Origin of the sequence: Streptomyces sp. TLI_171, assembly GCF_003610255.1 — a bacterium.
GTDB lineage: Bacteria > Actinomycetota > Actinomycetes > Streptomycetales > Streptomycetaceae > Kitasatospora.
Map to the genome: position 1 here is coordinate 184,943 of NZ_RAPS01000002.1, position 24,896 is coordinate 209,838.

20 protein-coding genes and 1 pseudogene are annotated in these 24,896 nt (G+C 72.0%); 8 read left to right on the top strand and 13 right to left on the bottom strand.

Annotation, left to right across the window (positions count from 1 at the left end; genetic code table 11):
• Window positions 1-17 precede the first annotated feature (17 nt).
• Window positions 18-1,031, bottom strand: a complete 1,014-nt coding sequence (locus tag BX266_RS36785; RefSeq protein WP_099906966.1) for an SDR family oxidoreductase — start codon at window positions 1,029-1,031, stop codon at window positions 18-20.
• Between the two features lie 632 nt (window positions 1,032-1,663).
• Window positions 1,664-2,464, bottom strand: coding sequence for a DeoR/GlpR family DNA-binding transcription regulator (locus tag BX266_RS36790; protein ID WP_099906964.1), 801 nt, complete (start codon window positions 2,462-2,464; stop codon window positions 1,664-1,666).
• Between the two features lie 333 nt (window positions 2,465-2,797).
• On the opposite strand from BX266_RS36790, the gene BX266_RS36795 reads away from it, so the two are divergent.
• On the top strand, window positions 2,798-4,243 hold the full coding sequence (locus tag BX266_RS36795) for an RICIN domain-containing protein (protein ID WP_099906962.1): 1,446 nt from the start codon (window positions 2,798-2,800) through the stop codon (window positions 4,241-4,243).
• Window positions 4,244-4,347: 104 nt separating this feature from the next.
• Complete coding sequence (locus BX266_RS36800; protein WP_099906961.1) at window positions 4,348-6,777, top strand: RICIN domain-containing protein; 2,430 nt, start codon at window positions 4,348-4,350, stop codon at window positions 6,775-6,777.
• Between the two features lie 60 nt (window positions 6,778-6,837).
• Here the strand turns inward: BX266_RS36800 and BX266_RS36805 are convergent, their stop codons facing one another.
• The 4 genes from BX266_RS36805 to BX266_RS36820 all read right to left on the bottom strand — a co-directional run bounded on the left by BX266_RS36805 (window position 6,838) and on the right by BX266_RS36820 (window position 11,889).
• Window positions 6,838-7,890, bottom strand: a complete 1,053-nt coding sequence (locus tag BX266_RS36805) for a LacI family DNA-binding transcriptional regulator (RefSeq protein ID WP_180290744.1) — start codon at window positions 7,888-7,890, stop codon at window positions 6,838-6,840.
• 217 nt (window positions 7,891-8,107) lie between these two features.
• Window positions 8,108-9,130, bottom strand: coding sequence for an ABC transporter permease (locus BX266_RS36810; protein ID WP_099906957.1), 1,023 nt, complete (start codon window positions 9,128-9,130; stop codon window positions 8,108-8,110).
• Window positions 9,127-10,704, bottom strand: coding sequence for a sugar ABC transporter ATP-binding protein (locus tag BX266_RS36815; protein WP_099906956.1), 1,578 nt, complete (start codon window positions 10,702-10,704; stop codon window positions 9,127-9,129). The genes BX266_RS36810 and BX266_RS36815 overlap by 4 nt, the downstream gene beginning before the upstream one ends.
• 135 nt (window positions 10,705-10,839) lie before the next feature.
• Window positions 10,840-11,889 carry a substrate-binding domain-containing protein gene (locus BX266_RS36820; RefSeq protein WP_099906954.1) on the bottom strand — a complete coding sequence of 350 codons (1,050 nt, stop codon included), beginning with the start codon at window positions 11,887-11,889 and terminating at the stop codon, window positions 10,840-10,842.
• A 362-nt stretch (window positions 11,890-12,251) separates the two neighbouring features.
• Between BX266_RS36820 and BX266_RS36825 the strand changes: the two genes are divergently transcribed.
• The 4 genes from BX266_RS36825 to BX266_RS36840 all read left to right on the top strand — a co-directional run bounded on the left by BX266_RS36825 (window position 12,252) and on the right by BX266_RS36840 (window position 17,298).
• Window positions 12,252-13,202: a carbohydrate ABC transporter permease gene (locus tag BX266_RS36825; protein WP_180290743.1), complete on the top strand. Its 951-nt coding sequence runs from the start codon at window positions 12,252-12,254 to the stop codon at window positions 13,200-13,202.
• The gene (locus BX266_RS36830) at window positions 13,199-14,089 is read left to right on the top strand and encodes a carbohydrate ABC transporter permease (protein ID WP_099906953.1); all 891 of its coding nucleotides are present in this window, start codon (window positions 13,199-13,201) and stop codon (window positions 14,087-14,089) included. Before BX266_RS36825 ends, BX266_RS36830 begins: the two co-directional genes overlap by 4 nt.
• 40 nt (window positions 14,090-14,129) lie before the next feature.
• Entirely contained in the window at window positions 14,130-15,467 is a 1,338-nt protein-coding gene (locus BX266_RS36835; RefSeq protein ID WP_099906951.1) for a sugar ABC transporter substrate-binding protein, read from the top strand.
• Between the two features lie 79 nt (window positions 15,468-15,546).
• A complete protein-coding gene (locus BX266_RS36840; protein WP_099906950.1) occupies window positions 15,547-17,298 on the top strand; it encodes a glycoside hydrolase family 35 protein in 1,752 nt (583 codons plus the stop codon).
• A 69-nt stretch (window positions 17,299-17,367) separates the two neighbouring features.
• On the opposite strand, the gene BX266_RS36845 is transcribed toward BX266_RS36840, so the two are convergent.
• Window positions 17,368-17,703 carry a transposase gene (locus BX266_RS36845; RefSeq protein ID WP_099906948.1) on the bottom strand — a complete coding sequence of 112 codons (336 nt, stop codon included), beginning with the start codon at window positions 17,701-17,703 and terminating at the stop codon, window positions 17,368-17,370.
• 906 nt (window positions 17,704-18,609) lie between these two features.
• Here BX266_RS36845 and BX266_RS36850 point away from each other — a divergent pair.
• Complete coding sequence (locus BX266_RS36850; protein WP_259465219.1) at window positions 18,610-18,804, top strand: hypothetical protein; 195 nt, start codon at window positions 18,610-18,612, stop codon at window positions 18,802-18,804.
• Between the two features lie 35 nt (window positions 18,805-18,839).
• On the opposite strand, the pseudogene BX266_RS40635 reads toward BX266_RS36850, so the two are convergent.
• The 3 genes and pseudogenes from BX266_RS40635 to BX266_RS36865 all read right to left on the bottom strand — a co-directional run.
• A pseudogene (locus BX266_RS40635) lies at window positions 18,840-19,101 on the bottom strand (IS630 family transposase); the annotation flags it as partial.
• Between the two features lie 530 nt (window positions 19,102-19,631).
• Window positions 19,632-19,901 carry a hypothetical protein gene (locus BX266_RS36860; RefSeq protein WP_099906947.1) on the bottom strand — a complete coding sequence of 90 codons (270 nt, stop codon included), beginning with the start codon at window positions 19,899-19,901 and terminating at the stop codon, window positions 19,632-19,634.
• A gap of 277 nt (window positions 19,902-20,178) precedes the next feature.
• On the bottom strand, window positions 20,179-20,685 hold the full coding sequence (locus tag BX266_RS36865; RefSeq protein ID WP_180290742.1) for an NUDIX hydrolase: 507 nt from the start codon (window positions 20,683-20,685) through the stop codon (window positions 20,179-20,181).
• A 455-nt stretch (window positions 20,686-21,140) separates the two neighbouring features.
• Here BX266_RS36865 and BX266_RS36870 point away from each other — a divergent pair, with 455 nt between their 5' ends.
• Window positions 21,141-21,536, top strand: coding sequence for a hypothetical protein (locus tag BX266_RS36870; RefSeq protein WP_099906943.1), 396 nt, complete (start codon window positions 21,141-21,143; stop codon window positions 21,534-21,536).
• Between the two features lie 14 nt (window positions 21,537-21,550).
• Here BX266_RS36870 and BX266_RS36875 read toward each other — a convergent pair whose 3' ends face one another.
• The 3 genes from BX266_RS36875 to BX266_RS36890 all read right to left on the bottom strand — a co-directional run bounded on the left by BX266_RS36875 (window position 21,551) and on the right by BX266_RS36890 (window position 24,683).
• The gene (locus tag BX266_RS36875; protein WP_143687083.1) at window positions 21,551-22,087 is read right to left on the bottom strand and encodes a hypothetical protein; all 537 of its coding nucleotides are present in this window, start codon (window positions 22,085-22,087) and stop codon (window positions 21,551-21,553) included.
• A gap of 197 nt (window positions 22,088-22,284) precedes the next feature.
• On the bottom strand, window positions 22,285-22,659 hold the full coding sequence (locus BX266_RS39220) for an STAS domain-containing protein (RefSeq protein WP_180290741.1): 375 nt from the start codon (window positions 22,657-22,659) through the stop codon (window positions 22,285-22,287).
• Window positions 22,660-23,426: 767 nt separating this feature from the next.
• Window positions 23,427-24,683 carry an MFS transporter gene (locus BX266_RS36890; RefSeq protein ID WP_099906939.1) on the bottom strand — a complete coding sequence of 419 codons (1,257 nt, stop codon included), beginning with the start codon at window positions 24,681-24,683 and terminating at the stop codon, window positions 23,427-23,429.
• Window positions 24,684-24,896: the final 213 nt, after the last annotated feature.

Here is a 24,896-nt window from a genome sequence, read left to right on the forward strand (position 1 = left end):
GTGCCGGGGCGCGGCCCTCACCGCCTGCGCCCGACGTACGCGCCGAGGGCCACGGCGGCGGCGGTGGCGGCGACGGCACCGGCGACGGCGGCCCGGTGGGTGGTCGCCCACAGCTGCGGGCTGCGGTCGCTGGAGCTGTCCGTGAAGCGGCCGCGCGCGCCGTGGTCCTCCCGGCCGTCGGCGGGCTGCCACAGGTTGGCGGGGTCGCCGGCCCCGCGCGGCTGGTCGGTCTGCTGCGAGTCGAGCCCGGTCCGGGCCAGGTAGCGGTCCAGTAGCCCCGGCACGACCGCGTTGGCGACCAGGGTGGCGACTGTGCTGCCGCCCACCCAGTACTCGCGCCGCTGCGGGTGGTCCGCCGCGTGGAGGACGGCGCGGGCCGCCACCTCGGGCTGGTAGATCGGCGGGACGGGCTGCGCGCGGTTCGGCAGCCGGGAGAGCACCCAGTCGAACTGCGGGGTGTTCACGGCCGGCATCTGCACCATCGTGGTGCGCACCCCGGAACCGGCGGCCAGCAGTTCGCAGCGCAGCGCCTCGTGCCAGCCCTGCAGCGCGTGCTTGACCCCGCTGTAGGCGCTCTGGAGCGGGATGCCCCGGTAGGCCAGGGCGGAGCCGACGTGCACCAGCGTCCCCCGGTCGCGCGGCAGCATGCGGCGCAGGGCGGCCTGGGTGGCGTACACGTAACCGAGGTAGGTCACCTCGGTGACCCGGCGGAACTCCTCCGCCGAGATCTCGCTGAAGGGCGCGAAGACGGAGGTGAACGCGTCGTTCACCCACACGTCGATCGGTCCGAGTTCCCGCTCGACGCGTTCGGCGGCCGATTCGACGGCGCGGGGGTCGCTGACGTCGGCCTCGATCACCACGGCGGTGGTGCCCGCCTCCCGGGCCTCGGCGGCGGCTGCTTCCAGCCCGGCGCTGCCGCGGGCGATGAGGGCGAGGCGGTCGCCGCGCCCGGCGAACGCCGCGACGCATGCCCGCCCAATTCCTGCACTGGCGCCGGTGATCACCACGACGCGTGAAGTGGGTGTGGTCATGCCCTGTGGTGTGTCCGGTCGTCCGCACCGCAAACCGGCCGAACCGGGCGCCCCGCGCGCCGCCGGGCACCGAGGCCGCGTCGGAGCGCCACGGCCGCCGGTGCGATGCGCGGTGCGGTCCGGGCGCTCCGCTCCGCCTCGACCACGGCAGCCGCGCCGCGTCGGCCGCCGACGAGGCGGGCCGCACCCCGGTGGAACGCAGCACCCTCGCCGCGTACGCGCGGGGAGTCCCCGGCTGGACGGCCGGACCGGCGCCACCGGCCGCTTCGTCTTCCCGAGGGTCGCCGAGGGCGCCGTCACCCTGTTCGAACGGCGTCGGGCTGACGCGGAGGTCGCCTGCGAAGGGACGGCCGAGCACCACCACCAGCAGCAGGCTGAAGCCGATCAGGCCGGCGACCGACCCGACGAACAGCGGGGCGGCAGTTCCTCGTTGCCGGCCGCGATCCGGGCGCGCCGCTGGCCGACCCTGTCGTTGAGGCTGTCCACCCTGCGTCTGCGGCTCGTGGTCCCTGAGGGATGCGGGTGGTGCCCTCCGCGGTTTCGGCGGTGAGGGCAGGGCCGTTCGCTGGACAGACCCGCCGGCCGGAATGTCGCGCTGCTCCGAAACGCCCCGCGCTCCGACCGGCTTCGCATCAGACCGGATCGGCCACGACCAGCCGGCCCACCTGTTCGCCGAGCACTGCCCGGGCGGTCGGGTCGAGGCCGGAGTCGGTGACGAAGCAGTCGAGTTCGTTCAGGGCCGCGAAGGCGCTCAGGCCGACCACGCCCCACTTGCTGTGGTCGGCCACCGCCACCACCCGGCGAGCCGAGGCGATCAGCGCCCGGTTGGTCTGTGCCTCGGCGAGGTTGGGCGTGGTGAGCCCGGTCCGCTCGGAGACGCCGTGCGCGCCGATCAACAGGACGTCGACGTGCAGCGAGCGGATTGCCTGGTCGGCCAGCGGGCCGACCAGGGCGGCGGAGGGCGTGGGGGTGCCACCCGTCAGCAACAGGGTCGGTCCGGTGCCGGGACGCTTCGCGGTGTGTTCGCGCAGCAGGTCGGCCACCGGCAGCGAGTTGGTGACCACGGTCAGGCCGCGAATGTCCAGCAGTCGGCTCACCACCGCGTGGGCGGTGGTACCGGCCGAGACCGCCACCACGCTGCCGGGTTCCACCAGGGCCGCCGCGGCGTCGGCCAGGGCGGCCTTGGCCGCGGCCTCGCGTTGCGCCTTGGCCTCGAAGCCCGGCTCCTCGGCCCGGGCGCCGCTGGTCACCGCTCCCCCGTAGATCTTCTCCACCTCGCCGGCCCTGGCCAGTTCGTCCAGGTCCCGACGGATCGTCATGTCGGAGACGCCGAACTGCTCGACCAGGTCGGCCACCCGGACAGCTCCGGTCCGGCGTACCAGGTCGAGGATCAGTGCCCGGCGCTGGGGGGCGAGCAGCGCTTGGTCCGCCACGGGTTCTCCTTACACCGCTCGGCAGTGGTTCACGGGTCAACAGGATAGTGCGGTCCTGAGCCGTTCTTCGTCGACTGTGACCACGCCTCGCACCAATCCAACATGATCAAACGTCCAAAGGAGGCCGGAAAGATGTTCGCTCGATCCTGGCGCACTCGTCCGAACCCACTTTGAGCTGGTCTTATCCCCAGCCTGCCGATCAGCCCCCGATTGAGCCCGCCAGAACCCTTGACACAAACGAACACCACTCCGAGACTCTCCTCCAGCCGCTTGTTTGCGCCAACATCGTTGGCCCCCCACCCCACCCCCACCCGAAGCCGCGAGGTAACCCCCATGTCGCGCACGAGATCCGTGCTGCTGTGCGTCCTACTGGCGCTCGGCGCGCCGCTGGCCGCCGGCACCGTCCCCGCCCAGGCCGCCCCCGTGCCGGTGGTCAACGGCACCCAGTTCACCGACACCACCGGTGCGGCCGTGCAGGCGCACGGCGGCGGCGTGATCAAGGTCGGCGCGTACTACTACTGGTTCGGCGAGGACCGCAACGCCGACAACAGCTTCCGGTACGTCTCGGTGTACCGCTCCACCGATCTGAAGACCTGGGAGTTCCGCAACCACGTGCTGACCCAGGCCACCGACCCGGAGCTGGCCACGGCCAACATCGAGCGCCCCAAGGTGATCTACAACAGGGCCACCGGCCAGTTCGTGATGTGGATGCACAAGGAGGGCAGCGCCACCGACTACAGCGAGGCCCGGGCCGCCGTCGCGGTCTCCTCCACCGTGGACGGGAACTACAGCTGGCGCGGGAGCTTCCGGCCGCTGGGCGAGATGTCCCGGGACATCACCACCTTCGTCGACGACGACGGCACCGCGTACATGGTCTCCGCCGCGAACGAGAACCGGGACCTGCACGTCTACCGGCTGACCGCCGACTACACCGGCATCGACGCCCAGGTGCAGAGCCTGTGGAACGGCTCCTCCCGGGAGGCGCCCGCGCTGTTCAAGCGGAACAACGTGTACTTCCTGCTCACCTCCGGCGCCACCGGGTGGACCCCGAACCAGCAGAAGTACGGCACCGCCACCAGCATCACCGGCAGCTGGAGCAGCCTGCAGAACATCGGCGACGGCATGACCTACGGCAGCCAGACCGCGTACGTGCTGCCGGTCCAGGGCGCCTCCGGCACGAGCTACCTGTACTTGGGCGACCGCTGGGGCAACTGGCTGGGCGGCACCGTCAACGACTCGCAGTACGTGTGGCTGCCGCTGACCTTCCCCACCGACACCACCATGACGATGGGCGACTCCCCGCAGATCACCGTCGACGCCGCGGCGGGCACCGTCACCCCGATGGACGCGACCTGGGAGAACCTGACCGGCCAGCAGAGCGGCAAGTGCGTCGACGTCGGCGGCTACTCGTTCGCCGCGGGCGCGCGGACGCTCCAGTGGGCCTGCGGCTGGGGCGCGAACCAGAACTTCTGGTTCAAGCCGCTCAGCGGCGGCTACGTGCAGATCATGGCCCGGCACAGCGGCAAATGCCTGGACATCGCGGGCAACTCCACCGCCAACGGCGCGGCCGTGGTGCAGAACGCCTGCTCCACCGCCGGCTCCCAGCAGTGGCAGGTCCAGCAAGCCGACAGCAGCGGCAACGTCCGCCTGGTCGACCGGCGCTCCGGCAAGTGCCTGGACGTGACCAACCAGTCCACCGCCGACGGCACCGCGCTGGAGCAGTGGACCTGCAACTCCGGCTCCAACCAGCTGTGGCGGCGCGGCCCGGCCTGGCTCTGACCTCCCCCGCGCCCCCGCGCACCGCGCCCCCACCGACGGCACGTCCCCGGTCCTGACCGGGCGAGGGACGTGCCGTTCCGCATGCCCGCTCCTGGAGGAGACCCGTGTCCCCGCAGCACCGCACCGCCCGCAGCGCCCGCGTCGTCGCCCTGACCGCCCTGGCCGCGCTCGCCGCCGGCACCCTCACCGCCGCGCCCGCCGCGGCCGGGGACGCCGCCGTCCGCGTCACCGTCCGCCTCGACCCCAGCTACCAGCAGCAGCCGTTCCAGGGCTGGGGCACCGCGCTGGCCTGGTTCGCCAACGCCACCGGGAACTGGCCGGACGCCAAGCGCACCGAACTCGCCGACGCCCTGTACGGGGCGGACGGACTGGGCTTCACCGTCGCCCGCTACAACATCGGCGGCGGCGACAGCCCCGAAACCGCGCCGTACATGCGCCCGGGCGCGGCCGTTCCCGGTTACTGGAACCGGCCCGCCGCCTACGGTCCACCCGGCGGCGCCGCCGGGTGGACCGAGCAGCCGAACTGGTGGGACCCCGGCAACCCGGACCACTGGAACCCGCAGGCCGACGCCGCCCAACGCTGGTGGCTGACCGCCGCGAAGAGCCGCGGCGCGGACACGTTCGAGGCGTTCTCCAACTCCGCGCCGTACTTCATGACCGACAGCGGCCTGGTGTCCGGCGCCGTCAACGGCTCGCAGGACAACCTGCGCGCCGACCAGTACGACCGCTTTGCCGCCTACCTCGCCGGGTCGCTGCAGCGGGCGCAGGCCGCCACCGGCGTCACCTTCGGCTCGCTGTCACCGATGAACGAGCCCGGCACCTCGTACTGGCACGCCGGCGGGCCGCAGGAGGGCTCGCACTGGGACACCGCCTCGCAGACCCACCTGGCCACCAGCGTGCGCGCCGCGTTGGACGCGGCCCACCTGGCCACGCCCGTCGCGGCGATGGACGAGACCGACCCGGCCCTGTTCCGCACCGACTGGAGCGCCTACCCGGCCGCCGCCCGCGCCGCGGTCGGCAAGCTCAACACCCACACCTACTCCACCGGCGGCCGCGGCGTGGTGCGCGACCTGGCCAAGGGCGGCGGGCTGCCCGCCTGGATGTCCGAGGTCGACCTCGGGGGGTCGGCGCCGCAGAGCTTCACCGACATGGCGCCCGCACTCGACTTCGCGCACCGGATCACTGACGACGTCCGGGAGCTGGAGCCGGGCGCCTGGGTGATGTGGCAGGCAGTCGAGGACTACACCAACATGACGCCCGGCCGCGAGGACTCCAACTGGGGCCTGGTCCAGGTCGACCTGAACTCCACCGACCCCGCGAACGAGCCGCTGCGGCGCAACAAGAAGTACTGGGCGATGGCGAACTACAGCCGCTTCGTCCGGCCCGGCGCCCGGGTGATCGCCTCCGACTCCACCGACACGCTGGCCGCGCTGCGGCCGAACGGCGCCGGCGCCGTCGCGGTGTACACCAACTCCAGCGCCACCGCTCGGACCGTCACCTTCGACCTGGCGGGCTTCCAGAGCGTAGACGCCTCGGCTCCGGTGCAGCAGTGGACCACCGACGGCGGCAAGGACTTGGTCCGCGGAGTCGACCTGACCGCGACCGCCGCCAAGACCCTGACCGCGACCGTCGGGCCCGGCTCGGTGACCACCTTCGTGCTGCCCGGGGTCAGCGGCACGGCCACCGCCGCCGCCACCGTCCCCACCGGCCAGGTCCGCCGGCTGGTCAACGACCGCAGCGGCCTGGCGCTGGCCGCCTCCGGCGCCGCCGTGGTGCAGCGTGTCGTCAACGCCGCCGACACCGCCCAGCAGTGGAACTTCGCCCGGCTCGCCGGGACGTACGACTCCACCGCCGCGTACCGGATCACCAACGCCAAGAGCGGCAAGGCACTGAGCGTGGCAGGGAGCACGCTGGGCTTCGCCACGGCGGGCGGCTCCACCCAGCAGCAATGGGTGCTCTCCACCACCGGCGACGGCCGCGACACCCTCGTCAACCGGGCGAGCGGCCTGCTGCTGGACGTGACCGGCCAGTCCACCGCGGACGGTGCGCCGGTGGGGGCCTGGCAGCCCACCGGCGGCACCAACCAGTCCTGGGCGATCAGCAGCGCGGCGGCCGACGCGTACAAGTCGCTGAAGGTCCGGCTCAGCGGGCGCTGCGCGGAGGTCGCGGGCGGCTCCACGACCGCCGGCGCGGCCGTGGTGCAGCACACCTGTGCCAGCGCCGCCGACCAGCAGTGGACGCTGCGGCCGGGCGGCGGCCCCGGGCAGGTCAACGTGGTGGTGCGCGCCACCGGCCAGTGCCTGGACGTGTCGGGCGCCTCGACCGCGGACGGCGCGCCGCTGGTGCAGTACCCGTGCAACGGCGGGGCGAACCAGCAGTGGTCGGTGCGCGACACCGGCTCCGGTTATGTGACGTTGCTGGCCCGGCACAGCGGCGAGTGCCTGGACGTGGACGGTTCCTCGACGGCCGACGGGGCTGCGCTGGTGCAACGCCCCTGCACCGCCGCACTCGGGCAGCAACTGCTGGTCGGCTGAGCACGCCGTCCGGAGAGGGCGCGGCGGGCACCACCCTCGGGTGGTGCCCGCCGTCGCCGTTCAGGCGGGAAGGGTCGGCGGGGGTGCGGTGCTGGCCCGCGACACCAGTTCGGGCGGTACCACGACCGGCGCGTCCCCGGCCGCGTCGGGGGCGTCGATCCGGTCGAGCAGCCGGGCCACGCACTGGCGTCCGACCTCCTCGAAGTCCTGCCGGACGGTGGTGAGCGGCGGCAGGTAGTAAGCCGCCTCGGGCAGGTCGTCGAAGCCGACCACACTGACGTCCTCGGGGACGCGGCGCCCGGCCTCGTGCAGGGCGCGGACCAGGCCGAGCGCCAAGTGGTCGTTGGCCGCGAACACGGCGGTGACGTCGGGGCGGGCGGCCAGCTCGCGGCCGATCCGGTAGCCGTCCTCGGCCGTCCAGTCGCCGTAGCGCAGCGGGGGCACGGGCGCGCCGGCGGCCTTCAGCGCGGCGTGCCAGGCGGCGGCGCGGCGGCGGGCGGCGTAGGAGTCCTGCGGGCCCCCGAGGTGCCAGACGGTGCGGTGGCCGAGGTCGAGCAGGTGGCGGGTGGCGGCGGTGGCGCCGGCCGCCTGGTCGGTGTCGACCGAGGGGAAGCGGCGCTCCGGGTCGCCGTCGGCGACCACCACCGGGACGCCGGACGTGACGGAGAAGCCGGGCCGGTCGAGGATCTGCGCCTCGATCACCACCAGCCCGTCCACGGCCTGGTCGGTGAGCTGGCGGACGGCCTGCTGCACGGCGCGTTCGGTCTGGTCCTCGACGCAGACCACGTTCAGCGAGTACCCGGCGCGCTGGGCGGCGCGCGAGATCGCGGCCAGGGTTCGGGCGTTGCCCTGGGCGGTGACGTCGAACGTGACCACGCCGAGGACGTGGAAGCGGCCGAGGGTGAGCGCGCGGGCGGCGCTGTTGCGCTGGTAGCCGAGCACCCGCATCGCGGACAGCACCCGGTCGCGGGTCTCGGGTTCGACGTTGCTGCGGTTATTGGCGACCCGGGAGACGGTCTGTGAGGAGACCCCGGCGAGCGCCGCGACGTCGGCCTGCGAAGGCGGTCGCGTCCTGCCGCGGGCGGTGCCGCCCGACGCCGGATCCTGCTCCATGCGCTCCTCCTCCATGTCTGCGTAAACATGGTAGCGCTGCGGAGGGACGGAAGAGCCACCGCCCCGGCTGCCTGAGCAGTCGGGGCGGTGGCCCGGCGGGTGCGGCCGACCCTCGACGGCCGGCCCGCCGTTCCGTTCTCCGGCCCGGGGCCGGGCCGCCACGTCCGTGGGGCGGCCCATCGGGGCCCGGGGCGGGAGGCGGAAGCCGGTCGGTGCGTCAGGCGGGTAGCCCGACGGCGCGTTCGCCGCTGCGGCGCTGCTGGACGACCACGGCGACGACGAGGAGGGCACCCTGGGCGACGTTCTGCCAGAAGGAGTTGATGCCCTGGACGGTGAGGCCGTTCTCCAGGGCGCCGAGCAGGGCGACGGCGAGCAGGGTGCCGCCGACGCCGCCCTTGCCGCCCTTGAGGGCGCAGCCGCCGAGGGCGGCGGCGGTGATGGCCTTGAGTTCGAGGCCCTCGCTGCCGGAGGTGGGCTGGCCGGAGCCGGTACGGGCGGTGAGCAGGACGCCGGCGAGGGCGGCGACGGTGCCGATCAGGCCGTAGACGGCGATCAGGTACTTGTTGATGTCGATGCCGGCGAGGCGGGCGGCGGTGTCGTTCCCGCCGATCGCGTAGACGTTGCGGCCGAGGTCGGTGCGGGCCAGCAGGACGTGCACGGCGAGCGCGACCAGGACCAGCAGCCAGACCATGACGGGCAGTCCGGCGATCTTGCCGCGGCCGAGGAAGACGAACACCGGGTCGCCCAGCACGTAGCCCTGGGCGCGGCCGTCGGAGATCAGCTGGGCCAGGCCCTTGTAGGCGGCCAGGCCGGCCAGGGTGGCGATGGTGGGGTTGACCCGGCCGTGCACGATGATCACGCCGTTGAGCAGGCCGATCAGCAGGCCGGCGCCGATCGCGGCGGCGATGCCCGCGGAGGCGTGGGAGCCCGCGGAGGTGAAGGCCATCGCGGAGACCACGGAGGCGACGCCGGCCTGCGAGCCGACCGAGATGTCCAGGCCGCCGCAGATGATGACGACGGTCTGGACGACGGCCAGCAGGCCGGTGATGGTGGCGGCCTCCGCGATCACCTGGAGGTTGTCCAGGCTGAGGTAGTTGTCGTTGAGCGTCCCGAACACGGCGAGCACCGCGATCAGGGCGCCGATCAGGCTGAGATGCTGGGCGCCGAGGCGGGCGAGCAGGGGGCGGGCCGGGCCCCGGGTGAACTCGGGTCGGGTCGGCGGGTTGGTCAGGGCGGTCATGAGGTGGCTCCGGGGGATGGGCGGCGGGGCGTGAGGTCGTCGGCGATGGCGAGGTGCAGGACGGCTTCTTCGGTGGCCTCGGCGCGGTCGAGTTCGCCGGTGATCCGGCCGCCCTGCATGACGACGATCCGGTCGGCGAGACCGAGCAGTTCGGGCAGCTCGGAGGAGATCACCAGCAGGGCGACTCCCTGCTCGGCGAGGTCGGCGACGATCCGGTAGATCTCGGCCTTGGCACCCACGTCGATGCCTCGGGTCGGCTCGTCCAGGATCAGCACCTCGGGCTTGCGGGCCAGCCAACGGGCCAGGACGACCTTCTGCTGGTTGCCGCCGGAGAGCTTGCGCACCTCGTGCTCGATCGAGGGGGTGCGCACCCGCAGCCGCTCCGTGTACTCGCGGGCCAGCCGCTTCTCGGCGCCCTGCTTGACGAAGCGGAAGCGGCGCAGGCGCTCCAGCACGGCGACGGAGGTGTTTTCGCGGATCGAGCGGTGCAGGAACAACGCCTGGGCCTTGCGTTCCTCGGGCGCCAGGCCGAGCCCGGCGCGGATCGCCCGGCCGGGGTTGCCGCCGAGCGGGCGGCCGTAAAGAGTGGCGGCGCCGGAGCGGATCGGCAGGTCGCCGGCCAGCGCCAGGGCCAGCTCGGAGCGTCCCGCGCCGATCAGTCCGGCCAGGCCGACCACCTCCCCGGCGCGCACCGTCAGGTCGATGTCGCGCACGTGGTCGGTGGTGAGGCCCTTGACCTCCAGCACCACCCGGTCGGTGGCGAGACGCGTGGTTCGGGTGAACATCGCGGACAGGTCCCGGCCGACCATCAGCCGCACCAGCTCGCCCTCGTCGGTGGCGGCGGCGGCCTGGACGCCCGCGAGCTCGCCGTCGCGCAGCACCGCGATCCGGTCGGCGAGCCGGAAGATCTCCTGCATCCGGTGCGAGACGTAGACGACGGCGACGCCCTGCGCGCGCAGGCGGCCGATCAGGGCGAACAGCGCCTGCGCCTCCTGCTCGGAGAGCGAGGAGGTCGGCTCGTCGAACGCGATGACCTTCGCCTCGCCGGTCAGCGCCCGCAGGATCTCCACCAGTTGCCGCTGGGCGGGGGTGAGTTGTGAGCCCAGCAGGTCGGGGTCGAGGACCCCGGCGAAGCCGAGGCGCTCCAGGTCTGCCAGGGTGCGGCGGCGCAGTTCGGCGCGGTCGAGCAGACGGCCGGCCCTGCGGGGCAGCGATCCGGCGTGGACGTTCTCGGCGACGGTGACGTGCGGGATGATCTCCGGTTCCTGCGGGATGATCCGGATCCCGGCGGCCCGGGCGTCGGCCGGGGAGCGAAGGTCGAGGCGGCGGCCGTCCAGGTGCAGGTGGCCCTCGGTGGGCCGGTGGTCGCCGGTGAGGATCTTCAGCAGGGTGGACTTCCCGGCTCCGTTCTCGCCCATCAGCGCGGTGACCTGCCCGGCGGGGAAGTCGAGGGTGACGCCGCTGAGCGCCCGGACGGCGCCGAAGCGCTTGCCGACGGCGACGACGCCTGCCGTACCGGGCGGCAGCGGTGGCGGGGGCGGAGAGTGGTCGGCCGGGGGCGGGGTGGTGGTCATGGCGGGTCACCTCTGGGCGTGCGGGCGGTCGGCGCGGGAGGAGGAGGGGACGACCCCGGCTCGGAGGGGATGGGTCCGGGCGGGGGCGTGCGGGGCGCCGGCCCCGGTCAGGGCGGGCGGGGCCGGCGGGTTCGGTCAGCCGCAGGTGACGCCGGCGTCCTGCCAGCTCGCGGCGTCCACCATCCGGGTCGGCGCGAACGCCTCGGCAGGGAAGTCCTTGCCGTTCTTGAGCTTGTCGTACACGGTCTGGACGGCGAGCGCGCCGACGTCCTTGCCGTTGATGAACAGGGCGGCCCTCATGCCGGTGGGCTGTCCGCTCTTCCAGTCCTTGCAGGCCAGGTAGGCGCCGAGACCGACTCCGATCACGTCCTCGGCCTTGAAGCCGGCGTTGGCGAGCGCGGTGACAGCACCCTGCACGTTCTCGTCGTTGCAGCCCCACACCACCCAGTGCTTGACGCCGGGGTTGGCGGTGACGGTGGCGGCGACCTTGTCCTGGGCGCCGGTGGGGGTGTTGTCGGTGGCGACGTCGACGGCCTTGACGCCGGGGGCGACCGAGTCGAAGGCCTGCTGGGCGGCCTTGACCCGGTCGCCGCAGACCGTGACGTCCTGCTTCCACACCGCGAGCACCCGGGTGTCGGCCGGATTCCAACCCGCCTTGGTGAACTCCTCGGCGGCGCGCTTGCCGACCTCACCGCCCATCTGCTGTCCGGAGAAGCCGATGCGCGGCACCAGCTGCTCCTTGGCGCAGACGGACGGGTCGGGGCCGTCGGCGCAGATCTGGTCGTCGGAGGTGAGCAGGGCGACCTTGGCGTCCCGGGCGGCCTGGACGACCTGCGGGCCGACGGCGGGGTCCGGGACGACGACGATCAGGCCGTTGGACTTCTGGGCGAGCGCGGACTGCACCTCGCTGACCGTCTTGTTGGCGTCGCTGCCGAGGTTGACGACCTTGAGGTCGACGCCGAGCTCGGCGGCCTTGGCCTTGGCCCCGGCCGCCTCACCGACGAAGTACTCCTGGTCGCCCTGCTTCTGCAGGTAGGTGATCGAGATCTTCCCGTCGACCTTGGCGACGCCGCCGTCGCCGGACGCGGACTGCTGCCCGGTCGAGCAGGCCGTGGCTGTCGTCCCGAGGGCGAGCAGCAGGGCCACGGTCGAGGCGGCACGGGAGGAGGGGGCGGTTCGAGGCATGAGGAACGCTCCTTGGCGCGGGAGTCCGGACCGGCGCGAGGCTGGCGCGCGAAAGTCAACAGACAATCGAACACGATTAAACGCGATGAAACAATGAGAGGGGCGGGAACTCGCCCGAGTCAAGCCGAACGACCCGCCGATACCGGGTCGTGACCTGGACGTCGACCTTCCCGAAACCGTCCCTCTCTGCCTTCGCTCCCACTGAAACCGGCTTGACCTGCCAGTTCTTCGAGCCGGAAGGATCACCGCGCGGTCACGAAGCGGCATCGCGAGGCAACAACGGCTTGACGCCCCGGCAACAGCGGGTCAACACTCGTCGCCAACGCCATGTTGGCGTAAACATCCGCCGAAGGGCACTACCCGTGAGCACGTCGCAGCGCACCACCCCCGCCACCGTCCGGTCCCGCTCCGCCCCCACCACCCGTCGCAGCCGCAACCGCGCTGCCCGGCACGGCGGTTGGGGCTTCGCGTTCTTCGCACCGTTCCTGGTGGTGTTCGTGGTCGGGGTCGCCGCACCGCTCGGCTACGCCGCGTACCTGAGCCTGTTCCAGGACCGGCTGATCGGCGGCACGGTCTTCGTCGGACTGGACAACTACCGGCGGGCGCTGGGCGACCAGCTGTTCCGGGCGGGCCTGTGGCGGGTGCTGCTGTTCCTGGTGGTGCAGGTTCCGGTGATGCTGGGCCTGGCCCTGCTGGCGGCGCTGGCCGTCGACAGCGGCCGGCTGCGCCGCCCCGGGCTGTTCCGGATCGGCGTCTTCGTCCCGTACGCGGTACCCGCCGTGGTCGCCTCGCTGATGTGGGGCTACCTGTACGGCGACAGGTTCGGGCTGGCCGGGCAGATCGGCGACTTCTTCGGCACCCGACTGCCCGACCTGCTGGGCCCCGACTGGATGCTCGCGTCCATCGGCAACGTCGTGACCTGGCAGTACACCGGCTACAACATGCTGATCCTGTACGCGGCGCTGCGCACCGTGCCCACCGAGCTGTACGAGGCCGCGGCCCTGGACGGGGCGGGCGAGATCCGCAAGGCGTGGAGCATCAAGCTGCCCGCCGTCCGCCCGGCCCTGGTGCTGGCCACGGTGTTCTCGGTCATCGGCACCTTCCAGCTGTTCAACGAACCCAACGTGATGCAGTCGTTGGCGCCGAACGTGGTCTCCACCAGCTACACGCCCAACATGTACGCCTACAACCTCGCCTTCAACGGCCAGCAGTTCAACTACTCGGCAGCCGTCGCCGTGGTCCTCGGCGGGGTCACCGCCGTGATCGCCTACGCCGTCCAGCTCCGGTCGATGCGGAAGGGACAGGACGCATGAGCCACCCCGTCACCAGGCGGCGGCCGCGCCGCGGCCGGGCCAGCAACGCGCTCACCCTCGCGATGGCGCTGATGCTGGGCTACGCGCTGCTCCCGCTGGTGTGGCTGTTCATGGCCGCCACCAAGGACACCGGCTCGCTGATGAACAGTTTCGGCCTGTGGTTCGGCCACGGGTTCCACCTGTTCGGCAACATCGGCGACGTGCTGAGCTACGACGACGGCATCTACCTGCGCTGGTTCGGCAACACCCTGCTGTACGCGGTGGTCGGCGCCGGCGGAGCGGCGTTCATCGCCACCGCCGCCGGGTACGGCCTGGCCAAGTACCGCTTCCGCGGCCGCACCGCGCTGGCCGCGACCGTGCTCGGCGCGATCGCCATCCCCGGCACCGCACTGGCCGTCCCCACCTACCTGCTGTTCAGCAAGGCCGGGATCGTCGACACCCCGTGGGCGGTGCTGCTGCCCTCGCTGGTCAGCCCGTTCGGCGTCTACCTGATGCGGGTCTACGCCGCCGAGGCGGTGCCGGACTCGATGCTGGAGGCCGCCCGGATCGACGGCGCCGGCGAACTGCGCACCTTCTTCACCGTCTCGCTGCGGCTGCTCGCCCCCGGCTTCGTCACCGTCCTGCTGTTCGCCCTGGTCGCGACCTGGAACAACTACTTCCTGCCGCTGATCGTGCTCAGCGACCCGAAGTGGTTCCCGCTGACCGTCGGCCTCAACCAGTGGAACGCCATGGCCACCGGCGCCGCGGGCAGCGGCGCCACCACCACCGACTTCTACCCGCTGGTCGTCACCGGCAGCCTGCTGGCGATCGTCCCGCTGGTGGTCGCCTTCCTCTTCCTGCAGCGCTACTGGCAGTCCGGCCTGTCGGCCGGCTCCGTCAAGGAATGACGGCACCTCACCCTCCGCCCCTCCACAGCAAGGAACCGCCATGTCTCCCGCCCCCTCCCGCCGCCGCAGACTCGCGGCCCTCGTCCCGGCCGCGGCCCTGCTGCTCGGCCTGACCGCCTGCGGCTCCGACGGGTCCGGCTCCCCCGCGGTCACCGACCCCGCCGCGGCGCTGGACACCCCCACCACGCTGACCTTCTGGACGTGGGCGCCGAACATCGACAAGACCGTCGCGCTGTTCGAACAGAAGTACCCGAAGATCAAGGTCGAGGTGGTCAACGCCGGGCAGTCCGCCACCGAGTACACCAAGCTGCAGACCGCCGTGAAGGCGGGCAGCGGCGGCCCGGACGTCGCCCAGGTCGAGTACTTCGCGCTGCCCGAACTCGCACTGTCCAAGCGGTTGGTGGACCTCAAGCAGTACGGCGCCAGCGGCCTGGAGTCGAAGTTCACCCCCTCCGCCTGGTCGCAGGTCGCGCTGAACGGCGGCGTCTGGGCCGTCCCGCAGGACACCGGCCCGATGGCGATGTTCTACAACCAGAAGCTCTTCGACCGGCTCGGCCTGAAGCCCCCCACCACCTGGGCCGAGTTCGAGGACGTCGCGGTGAAGATCAAGGCGTCCGACCCGAACCGCTTCGTCACCTCCATCGACCCCGGCGACGCGGGCGGCCTGGACAGCCTGATCTGGCAGGCTGGCGGCCGGCCCTTCCAGCAGAAGGACGCCACCGGCGTCGCCGTCGACCTCCAGGACCCGGGCAGCAAGAAGGTCGCCGACCTGTGGTCCTCGTTGCTGCAGCGCAAGCTGGTCGACGCCGCGCCCGGCTGGACCAACGAGTGGTGGCAGAGCATGGACAGCGGCCGCTACGCGATGTGGATGACCGGCGCATGGGCGCCCGGCAACATCGCCTCCACCATCCCGAACACCGCCAAGGACTGGCGAGCCGCGCCGATGCCGCAGTGGTCGACCGGCGACAAGGTCTCCGCGGAGAACGGCGGTTCCGCCGTCGCCGTGCCCACCACCAGCAAGCACCAGGCCGCCGCCGCGGCGTTCGCGATCTGGCTGAACTCCGACCCGGAGGCCGTCCGCTCGCTCAATGACAACGGCCTCTTCCCGGCCACCACCAGCCTGCTCACCGACCCCGCCTTCCTCGACAAGCCGCTGGACGCGCTCGGCGGCCAGCAGGCCAACCGGGTCTTCGCCGACTCCTCCGCCACCGTCGGAACCGGCTGGCAGTACCTGCCCTACCAGGTGTACGCCAACTCGGTGTTCAAGGACACCGTCGGCCAGGCCATGGGCAGCGACCTGAACACCGGCCTGACCGCCTGGCAGAAGCGGATCGCCGACTACGGCAACCAGCAGGGCTTCAAGGTCACCACGCCGTGACCACCCGCCGGTGCCCGCCCGCCCTCCCGCGCGGGCGGGCACCGGCCCCTCCCTCAAGCACCCCAGGAGCAGCAACCCCATGCCCGTCCTCGACACCGACGGCGGCGAGTTCACCCTCGACGGCGCCCCGTTCCGCATCCTCTCCGGCGGCCTGCACTACTTCCGGATCCACCCCGACCTCTGGGCCGACCGCCTGCGCAAGGCCCGGCTGATGGGCCTCAACACGGTGGAGACGTACGTCCCGTGGAACCTCCACCAGCCCCGGCCCGGCGAGCTCCGCTTCGACGGCGGACTCGACCTGCCGGCCTTCCTCGACCTCGCCGCCGCCGAGGGCCTGCACGTGCTGCTCCGCCCCGGCCCGTACATCTGCGCCGAGTGGGAGGGCGGCGGCCTGCCGTCCTGGCTGCTCACCGACCCGGGCATCCGGCTGCGCAGCAACCACCCCGGCTACCTGCACGCCGTCGAGCGCTGGTTCTCCGAGCTGCTCCCCCGGATCGCCGACCGGCTCGCCACCCGCGGCGGCCCCGTGCTGGCCGTCCAGGTGGAGAACGAGTACGGCGCGTACGGCGACGACACCTCCCACCTGGCCCACCTGGCCGACCTGCTGCGCCGCTTCGGCGTGGACGTCCCGCTGTTCACCTGCGACCAGCCCGGCGACCTCGCCCGCGGCGCCCTGCCCGGCACCCTGGCCACCGTGAACTTCGGCAGCCGCTCCCACCAGGGCCTCGCGGCCCTCGACGCACTGCGACCCGGGCAGCCCAAGCTGTGCGCCGAGTTCTGGATCGGCTGGTTCGACCGGTGGGGCGGACGGCACGTGGTACGTGACGCCGACGACGCCGCCCGCGAACTGGACGAACTGCTGGCCACCGGCGCCTCCGCCAACCTGTACATGTTCCACGGCGGCAGCAACTTCGGCTTCACCAACGGCGCCAACGACAAGCACACCTACCGGCCCACCGTCACCAGCTACGACTACGACGCCCCGCTCGACGAGGCCGGCGACCCCACCGCCAAGTACCACGCCTTCCGCGAGGTGCTCGCCAAGTACGGCCCGCCGGTGGCCGAACCGGCCCCCGCCCCCGCGCCCAAGCTGACCGCCACCACCGTCCGGTTCACCGAGAGCGCCCCGCTCCTCGCCGACCTGCCCGTCCTCGGCACCCCGGTGCCCGCAGTGCGCCCCCTCACCATGGAGGAGCTCGGCCAGGACTTCGGCTTCGTCCTCTACAAGGCGGTGCTTCCCACCGCGGGCCCCGCCCTGCTGGAGGTCGGCGCCGTCGCCGACCGCGCCCAGGTGTTCGTCGACGGCCAACCCGTCGGCGTGCTGGAGCGCGAGAACCACGAGCGGGCGATCGCCTTCCACGTGCCGAGGCCCGGCGCCGTGCTGCGGGTGCTGGTGGAGAACCAGGGCCGGGCCAACTACGGCGAGGGCCTGCACGACCGCAAGGGCCTGCACGGGCCGGTGCTCCTCAACGGCGCGGAGCTGACCGGCTGGAGCAGCCTGCCGCTGCCGCTGGACGACCTCGGCGAGCTCTCCTTCACCGGCACCGCCGGCCCCGTCCCCGGCCCGGTCTTCCACCGCGGCACCTTCGACGTCGACGAGCCCGCCGACACCTTCCTGCACCTGACCGGCTGGACCAAAGGCAACGCCTGGGTCAACGGCTTCCCGCTCGGCCGCCACTGGTCCCGCGGCCCCCAGTTCTCGCTGTACGTCCCCGGCCCGGCCCTGCGCCCCGGACCGAACGAACTCACCGTGCTGGAGCTGCACGCCGCCCCGTCCCACCGCACCGCCCGGCTACTCCCCCGCCCAGACCTCGGCCCGACCGAGGAGTGACACCCCACCGCCCCTGGGCGGCCCGCTGCCCGGGGCGTGCGGCCGCACGCCCCGGGCAGCGGCCAGCGGTCAGCGCGCGGCAGATCGGCTCGACGCTGCCGAAGCGGCCCAGGTACCCGTCGATGAACGTGACGAGCGCAGATGTGGTCGGTCGCGCTCGGCCGCGAAGAGACTCGCCGCGGCCTCGAGGATCTCGTTCGCGCGCTTCAGCTCGGCGGTCTCCTTCTTCACCGCCTTGATCTGCCCGAACTCCTCTGTCGCCGTCCCCGGGCGTTGCCCGGAGTCGACCTGGTCGCGCCGGACCCAGTTGCGCAGCGTCTCGGGCGAGCCGATGCCGAGTTTCTCCGCGACGGCCCGCAGCGCGGCGGACTCGTTCGGCTGGTCAGCGAGGACCTCGGCGACCACGCGCGCCGCACGACGGCGCAGCTCTGTCGGGTGGATCGAGTCTCCACCGAACCCGGGCAGTTCAGCGTGCGTCCGGCGCCCGGAACACCAGGTGGCACGAAGCGGGAACGAACGTCATACCCCGACACGCTCGAACGAGCCGACGGCAACCCCACGGCTCCCACTGCTCGTTGGAAGGAAGTGGCGGATGTCCTTCTCACTGCGGATGTGGGCGCGTTCGCAAGGTGGGGCGCGGCAAGGACGTCGAGGTGGCGGGCCTCAGTGACGTGACCCGGGCCGAACGCGAGCTCGGCTCAGGATGAGAAGGGTGGTTCGCCGTCCAGTTCGGAGTCAGGGCCGTCCGGGCCTGCGCATGTCCCCCGGTCGCGGAGAGTCCTGGCGGCATTGACAGTTGCTGGATTCGCGGCTGGTGCGGCTCCGTCGCGCTGGCCTGGAGTCTGTCCGGGCCCGGGCCCAACGAGGCGTTCACCCTGATGGGACAGGTACGAATCGGCGCCGCCAACCCTTCAGCGTCGGGGTCTTGCAGTGGTGCCGCAGAGTTCACCGAAGTCGACAAAGGGGCGATGGTGACTGTCTATGACTCGGCAGATCGGGTAGTCGCAACCGGGTCTTTGGGGCCCGGCGAGTACCACGACTCCGCCTGTGCGTTCCCAGTTGTGCTGCCCGGCGTACCAGGTGGCTCGAAGTCCTATTCGGTGCAAGTCCTTTGGCACGGAAAGACGGAGATCACGAACGAACTGGCACGGACGGGGAGCCTCGTCATCAGTCTTGCCAGTGCTCTGACCGGGAACCTTCACCGGATGGGCGCGGGTAGCCTACGCCGGTGAAGGTCTGTCCCCTCTGGCACATCAGCCACCAGAACGAACCGGCCCGGACGACGAGACGATTCACCTCGACGACGAGGTCGTGTTCATAGACGAGCAGGGCGGCGACGACGTCAAGTTGCTCGGCATCTACTCCTCCGAGGCCGCGGCCGAAGAGCGGATGCGCAGCGCGCGTCTCCTACCGGGCTTCGCTGACGAGCCCGACTGCTTCCGGATCGGAGAGTATGACCTCGATGAGGACGACTGGACCGAGGGCTTTGTCCCCGTGCCGATCTAGCTCCTCGAGTCAGTGACCCTGCAGCGGCGGGCCGTTCAGGCCGCTACGGTGAGCGCCCTTCCTCCCCGGCGGCGACCCTTCTCACTACGGACGCGGGCGCGTCCTCGCGCTGGGCGGTCAGGACGTCGGGGTGGCGGGCGTTGGCGTTGCGCCGGCGCAGGTAGGCGTGCAGAGCAAGGGCCTGAGCCGTGTGGTTCGGATGGTTCGCGTTCGCAAAGGGTGAAGCCGCAGCGGTCCGACGTGAGCCTCGCCCGGGTTGGCCCAGGACGCGTTGGTCGGGGTGAAGCACAGGTGGACGATCTCAGCGCGGCCAGGGTGTTCGCGGTCCCCTTGCGGCGGTGGTCGACGCCCTACAGGGGTGTCGTCGCCGACCGACCTCCGGGTAGCGTCGCTTCTCCGCTGCCCGAGCGCCCGGGCCTCGGCCACCACGGCGTCCACCAGCGGGGGGCCCGCCTTCAGGCCGCGGTGACCGTCGCGCAGGACCGTCCGTATGGAGGTACTCCGCTCCGTCCCACGTGGACACCTCCGGTGCGCGCGATGCGTAGCCGATGACGCAACCGTCGTTCGACTCCGCGACGAAGCATCGTTGCCGTGCGGCCTCCGTACCGAAGAGCAGTCGCTAGAGTCGCGAAGCCAGGTGACCAGACGACGACGCCGGCGCCCGCCTGAACGCACCGTTCACCAACCCGTCCTCCCACAACCAGCGGGCGCAAGGGTGAAGGGCCCCGACAGCTGTCGGGGCCCTTCACCCACGCACAGGAAGCGCCACCTGGCCGGGCGTTCGACTCCCGGCGCCTTCGGCCGGCCCATCCGCTGTCCGCGACGTGTCAGCCCAGAGCGATAGGCCCTTGCAACTTGTACAACTGACCGCCCGTGCTGGAGCCGTCCGGACTCGTCCCCGCAGGCGGCGGCGGGAACCCTGACCCCACGACGGGGGCCGATCCGGTCAGGAGGGATCGAGGAGCGATGACTTCCTCCCCCTCGACCACCACCTCGTCTTCGAGGCCCTGCTCGGCTGCCGCCTGAGCCAGGACCTCCGCGACTTCCTCCGGGCTCTGATCCTCGGAGGGAACGATGCGCACCACGTCGTCATTCACGATGCTCTCCAGCCGTCGAGGGCACCGAGGCGGCACCCATACCCAAAGTCACCAGCACATCACTCCCGGCCATCCCCGGCAGCACGAGCGAGCCCGTGCTTCACCCTCATGAGTGCTACCGACCCCATGGCGGGTGCCCAGGAAGCAAGATCGGCTGGTCCCACGATCGAGTGATCGGCGTCCCGAGGCCGCAACTGACGGTCGGTCACCCATCCGTGCCGCCGGGCTGCCGGTGGGCCTCTCGGCGGCCTCGGCCTGTTCGGCCAGGTGCGGTTGGTCAGGCCATGGGCCGGCCGTCGGCGAGGATCGCGACGGCCCCGGTGCGGTAGGCAGCGGTGAGTGACTCGAACCAGGCTCGTTGCAGCGGCTGCAGGTAGGGCTGCCATTCGGCGAAGGTCCGCCAGGCGAAGGCGTCGTGCTCCGTACTGAGCCGCACCGGGCGCCCGGAGGGCACCGGCGGGGCGGTGAGGCAGAAATCGACCACGGGCGGCCAGCCGTCGTCCGCTCTGCGGTAGTCGACCGCCAGCGGGCGCAGCGGGCCGTCGAGGCTGATGCCGGTTTCTTCCTCGAGTTCGCGTTTCGCGGTGGTTGCCGGTTCCTCTGCGAGGTCGCTCAGTCCGCCTGGGAGTTGCCACCAGGCGGGGTGGCCGGGGTATCCGCGGGCCTGGTGGAGCATCAGGACGCGGTCCTGGTCGTCGAGGAGGAGGACGCATGCGGAGGCGACGTGGCGCGGCAGCGTGTCCGCGAACGCGGCGGGTTCGCTCAGGGGCTGGGGAGTGGTCACCCGGAGGCTCTCCTTACGACTTGGCGCTACAGTGAAACGCCTTTGTTGCACCGAACTCCCATGATTTGCAGGGACTTTGACGGATCATCGGATTGAATCGGTCTCCTCCGCCCGACTGCCTGTCGAGGACTTCCGCCGCTGTCGCACCGCACCGGCTCTGAATCGCGATGGAATGGTTACGGCAGACGAGACGCACCGAGCCGATGCCGAACTGACCGGCCCCGGGGCGGCGGCGGGGCGGTCAGTTTCGGGGCCACCAGTAGGCGGCGTCCGGGACCGTCAGCCGCGGCTTCGGCGACGACCTGCTGCGCCACGCGACCGGCGGCCCGGGCCGCACACTGCACCGGGCTCTCGTCGTCCGCTCCGGAAGAGATCTCCTCGCGTCCGCACTGACTGTCGGGTCTTTCGGTGATCCCAAGTGGAAGGCGACCCGTGGCGGCGGAGACGGTGTCTTGGTGGAGCACAAGGTCGCTGCCGGAGCAGAGAATGGTGACGTCGAGCTCGCCACTGACCACGAGGCACTCGCCGGGAGCGTGGCCACCGTGATGAAGACGGTCGCGTGGACGGCGGAGAACGTCACGTCGATCAAGACGCCGACCTACAGCAGCTATGGAGTGAAGCACACCATGGAGGGCACGACCGGGCTGTATGTGACTTACGGCGTGTTCATCGCCGCCGCCCTGATCGTCGGCTACCCCTGCGAGTACGACCAGCCCAACGTGCCGTTCGGCATGAGCACCCGGTCGCTGAACCGGGCGAAGCGGAGGCGGGGAAGAGTGCGGGTGCCCGGTCGGCGACCGGGCACCCGCGAACTGCTGTCAGCCACTCGTCGCGCACGTGCAGGCCTCTGATGGGCCGGCTGTGCTCACGAATGCGGTTTCATCCCCAGGAGTTCCTGCTTGACCCGGACCGACTCGTCCGCACAGAGCGACCGCTCACTGCCGGCCGCTGCCAGGAGCAGCGCCGAAGCCGAGTTGGAGTCCCGGTAGCCCTGAGTCGCAAGCCAGTTCTCCGCGTTGAGCATGGGCTGTCCGGCACGCAGGATGGAGCACAGGCCGTTGCCGAGTGCGAGCAGCCGCTCGTCCGGGACATCCTTGAACTCCGGGTTCGCGTCGGCGAAGGCGATCCGGACCACGGCCAGGAACTCCCGCTCGGCCTCGGCGCTGGGCAGCGCGCTGGGCGTTGGGAGTGCGGTGGGCTGCTTGCTGGGCGGCGAGGCGAACGGGGACTGCTCCGGCGCTCGGGGCGGCTCCGGCAACGGCTGGGAGGGCAACGCGGCCTTCGAGTCGACGGCCTTGGCCTCGCCACCATTTCCGCCGCCGCTGTCCGTGCAGCCGGTAACGCCCAGCAGCAGCACCGCCCCAATCGCCGCCGCACTCGCCCGGACCTTGCCGTACTCCACGAAGGACCCCCATCCAATGATCGAATCGAACGCGAGTATGGCATCAAGGCACGCCCTGCGCTCAGCAATTCCATTGCCCTCCAACGCAAGTGACGAGCCGTCCGGTACGACCGTGGAGTGGGCCCGCACGCCCCGGGCGCCGCAGCCCGGGCAGCGGACGGTCGGGATCGCACGCGGCGACCCCGCCCAGCACCAGGTCACTCAGGGACGGTCACCTCGTGGTACGCGAGCGCGGCGGGGACGCTCTCGGTCACGACGAAGAGCTTGTCGGTCTGGGTCAATTCCAGCATCTGCCGGAACTGGATGCCGGGCGCCGCCAGCACGAGAGGAATGCCTTGGCGGTTGAGGCGGGCCCAGAGGAATTCCTTGAGACCGCTCGAGTCGCAGACCTGCAGGTCGGACAGGTCCAGCACCAACACCGGTGGCCGGGCCTCGATCTCCTCGGTCAGCGCGCGGCGCAGAGAGGGCCCGCTGTCGTAGTCCAACGCGCCGTGCAGGCACAGCACGCGGGCGGAGGTCGGGGTGCGCAGCAGAGTGACGTGGAACGCCGCCCCGGGGCCCTGCTCGGACACGGGGCGCCTCCTTCCTGACGGGGCAGTACCGCGGTCAGCATCCCACGGTGGCGGCAGGCCCGTGCCGGGCGGCCGGGATTGCAGGAATCCGACGCCCGCTGGGCACTGCGCCGGTCCGCCTCCGGCCGAGGATGTCACAGCACAGCGCAGTGCCCCCGGAGCCCGGCGTCGCCGCCCACCCGCCTCCCTCACCACCCCGACATCAACACCCGTACCCCACCACCCAACCGCGGGGCGGCTTGTGACGGCCCGTCGGTCCCGCCGCGGTGGGACCGTGACGGAACCGACGACCGAGCGTGCGCCGACCCCCGCTGCGGGCAGCGACTGCCCGACCCGGCCCGCACAGGACGCCTCGCCCTCCACCGCGGACAACCCTGCCGCCACGCCGCCCTGCGCCACCGCCGGCTGGCCCAACAGGCCCCGAAGCTCCAGGAGCGCCGGGAGCTGCTGGAGCGCAGCAACCCGGAACCGGCCACCGAGGTGGAGCAGTTGGAGTCAGTGGACGGCGAGCAGCCGACCCAGCTCGTCCACCACCCGGACGGGCCCCTGGTCCGTCGCAGGCGGCCAGGCACCCCCTCCCGGCCCGCGCCCGACCGGGCACGGGCCCCGCAGAAGCCGGCCGCCGACCCGGGGCGCGACAGGATCGGACCGCTTACCCCGCACCCCATGGCCCGCGGGAGGAGCGCCCACCCCGACCGCCACCTGTGGGTAGAGGTGGTGCTCCTCGCAATGGTGCACGCGTTCCGCTGTGCCGTTGGCGGCAGGGGTCAGCGGACGGCGCGGATGGGCAGGACGCTGATCGCGCCGAGGAGCACCAGGACGATCGCGGTGGCGAACAGCGAGCGGTAGCCGCCGAGCAGGCCGATCACTGCGGCGGCGACGGCAGGGGCGAGAGCCTGGGGCAGGGCGTTGGCGATGTTCAGCACGCCCATGTCCTTGGCCGCGTCGTCGGGTCGGGGCAGCACCTGGGTCATCAGCGCCGTGTCCACGGCCATGTACATCCCGAACGCGACGCCGGTGAGGACGGAGTAGGCGAACATCGACGCCTCGCTGCGCAGGACCAGCGGCAGTAGCAGGGCGAGCGCCATGCCGAGGCTGGCGGCGACGACGAAGGGCTTGCGTCGGCCGACCCGGTCCGACCAGGGGCCGGAGACCACGATCATCGCGATCATGCCGGGCAGCATGGCGAGGCTGAGCAGCGGCATCAGATCGTTGGCCTGGTCGCGGGTGAGGCCGATGTAGTCGTCCAGGACATACAGCTGGTAGGAGGAGACCGCGTAGTAGCCGAGGATCAGCAGGAAGCGGCCGAGGAACGCCCAGGCGAAGTCGGGGTGGGTGCGGGGGCTGACCCAGAAGCCGCGCAGGAAGTCGTTCCAGTGGAAGGGTTCGTGTCGGGTGTCGGTGGCGGAGGGTTCGCGGTTGAGGAGCAGGAAGACCGCGGTTCCGGCGATGACCAGGACGCCGAAGGCGGCGAAGCCGAGGCCCAGGGCGTTGGCGAAGGCCGCGGCAACGGCGGTGCCGGCGACGGCGCCGAGCATCTGGGCGAGGCCGGCGGCGGAGGAGAACAGGCCGCGCTTGTCGGCGGGAGCGCGGTCGGGGATGACGGCGGTGAGCGGGGCTTGGAGGCCGTTGAGGAAGATCTGGGCGAGGGTCCAGGCGACGCCGACCCACAGGAGGCTGTTGCCGACGCCGACGGCGATCAGGGAGAGCCCGCCGAGGAGCGCGCCGCCGGCCATCCAGGGGGCGCGGCGGCCGTAGCGGCTGCGGGTGCGGTCGGACAGGGCGCCGGAGACCGGGTTGGCGAGCATCGCGCCGACCGCGCCGACGGCGCTGATCACGCCGAGGGAGGTGGACTTGGAGTCGGGGGCGATGTCGGCGACCAGGTTGGCGAGCAGCACGGCGGGCACCGCGCCGTAGACCGCGTACAGGGCGGTGCTGTTGACCATCAGGCCGGTCAGCAGTCTTCGCTGTCCGGGTGTGCGGTACTCCGTGGCAGGGGCGGCCTGGGTGGGGGCGGCAGTCATGACGACCTCGTTGTCGGGGTGGGGGTGGGGCGGCTCAGCGGGGGCAGGCGTGGTGGTGACGGTGGGTCCGGAGGAAGCGCCAGGCGAGTTCGGTGGTGTCGATCTCGTGGCTGACCGCGCCCATCGGGCCGAGTCCGTGGGGGCTGCCGGGCCGGGTGTGGGGACCGGTGCCGGTCGCCGGGTACAGCTCGACGTCGCTGCCGCCGCGACCGG

What these genes read in the sequence shown, in the direction of transcription:
- BX266_RS36840 (WP_099906950.1), top strand. Translation starts at nt 15,547, where the DNA reads ATGCCCGTCCTCGACACCGACGGCGGCGAGTTCACCCTCGACGGCGCC.
- BX266_RS36795 (WP_099906962.1), top strand. Translation starts at nt 2,798, where the DNA reads ATGTCGCGCACGAGATCCGTGCTGCTGTGCGTCCTACTGGCGCTCGGC.
- BX266_RS36810 (WP_099906957.1), bottom strand. Translation starts at nt 9,130, where the DNA reads ATGACCGCCCTGACCAACCCGCCGACCCGACCCGAGTTCACCCGGGGC.
- BX266_RS36820 (WP_099906954.1), bottom strand. Translation starts at nt 11,889, where the DNA reads ATGCCTCGAACCGCCCCCTCCTCCCGTGCCGCCTCGACCGTGGCCCTG.
- BX266_RS36890 (WP_099906939.1), bottom strand. Translation starts at nt 24,683, where the DNA reads ATGACTGCCGCCCCCACCCAGGCCGCCCCTGCCACGGAGTACCGCACA.
- BX266_RS36785 (WP_099906966.1), bottom strand. Translation starts at nt 1,031, where the DNA reads ATGACCACACCCACTTCACGCGTCGTGGTGATCACCGGCGCCAGTGCA.
- BX266_RS36830 (WP_099906953.1), top strand. Translation starts at nt 13,199, where the DNA reads ATGAGCCACCCCGTCACCAGGCGGCGGCCGCGCCGCGGCCGGGCCAGC.
- BX266_RS36815 (WP_099906956.1), bottom strand. Translation starts at nt 10,704, where the DNA reads ATGACCACCACCCCGCCCCCGGCCGACCACTCTCCGCCCCCGCCACCG.
- BX266_RS36835 (WP_099906951.1), top strand. Translation starts at nt 14,130, where the DNA reads ATGTCTCCCGCCCCCTCCCGCCGCCGCAGACTCGCGGCCCTCGTCCCG.
- BX266_RS36805 (WP_180290744.1), bottom strand. Translation starts at nt 7,890, where the DNA reads ATGGAGCAGGATCCGGCGTCGGGCGGCACCGCCCGCGGCAGGACGCGA.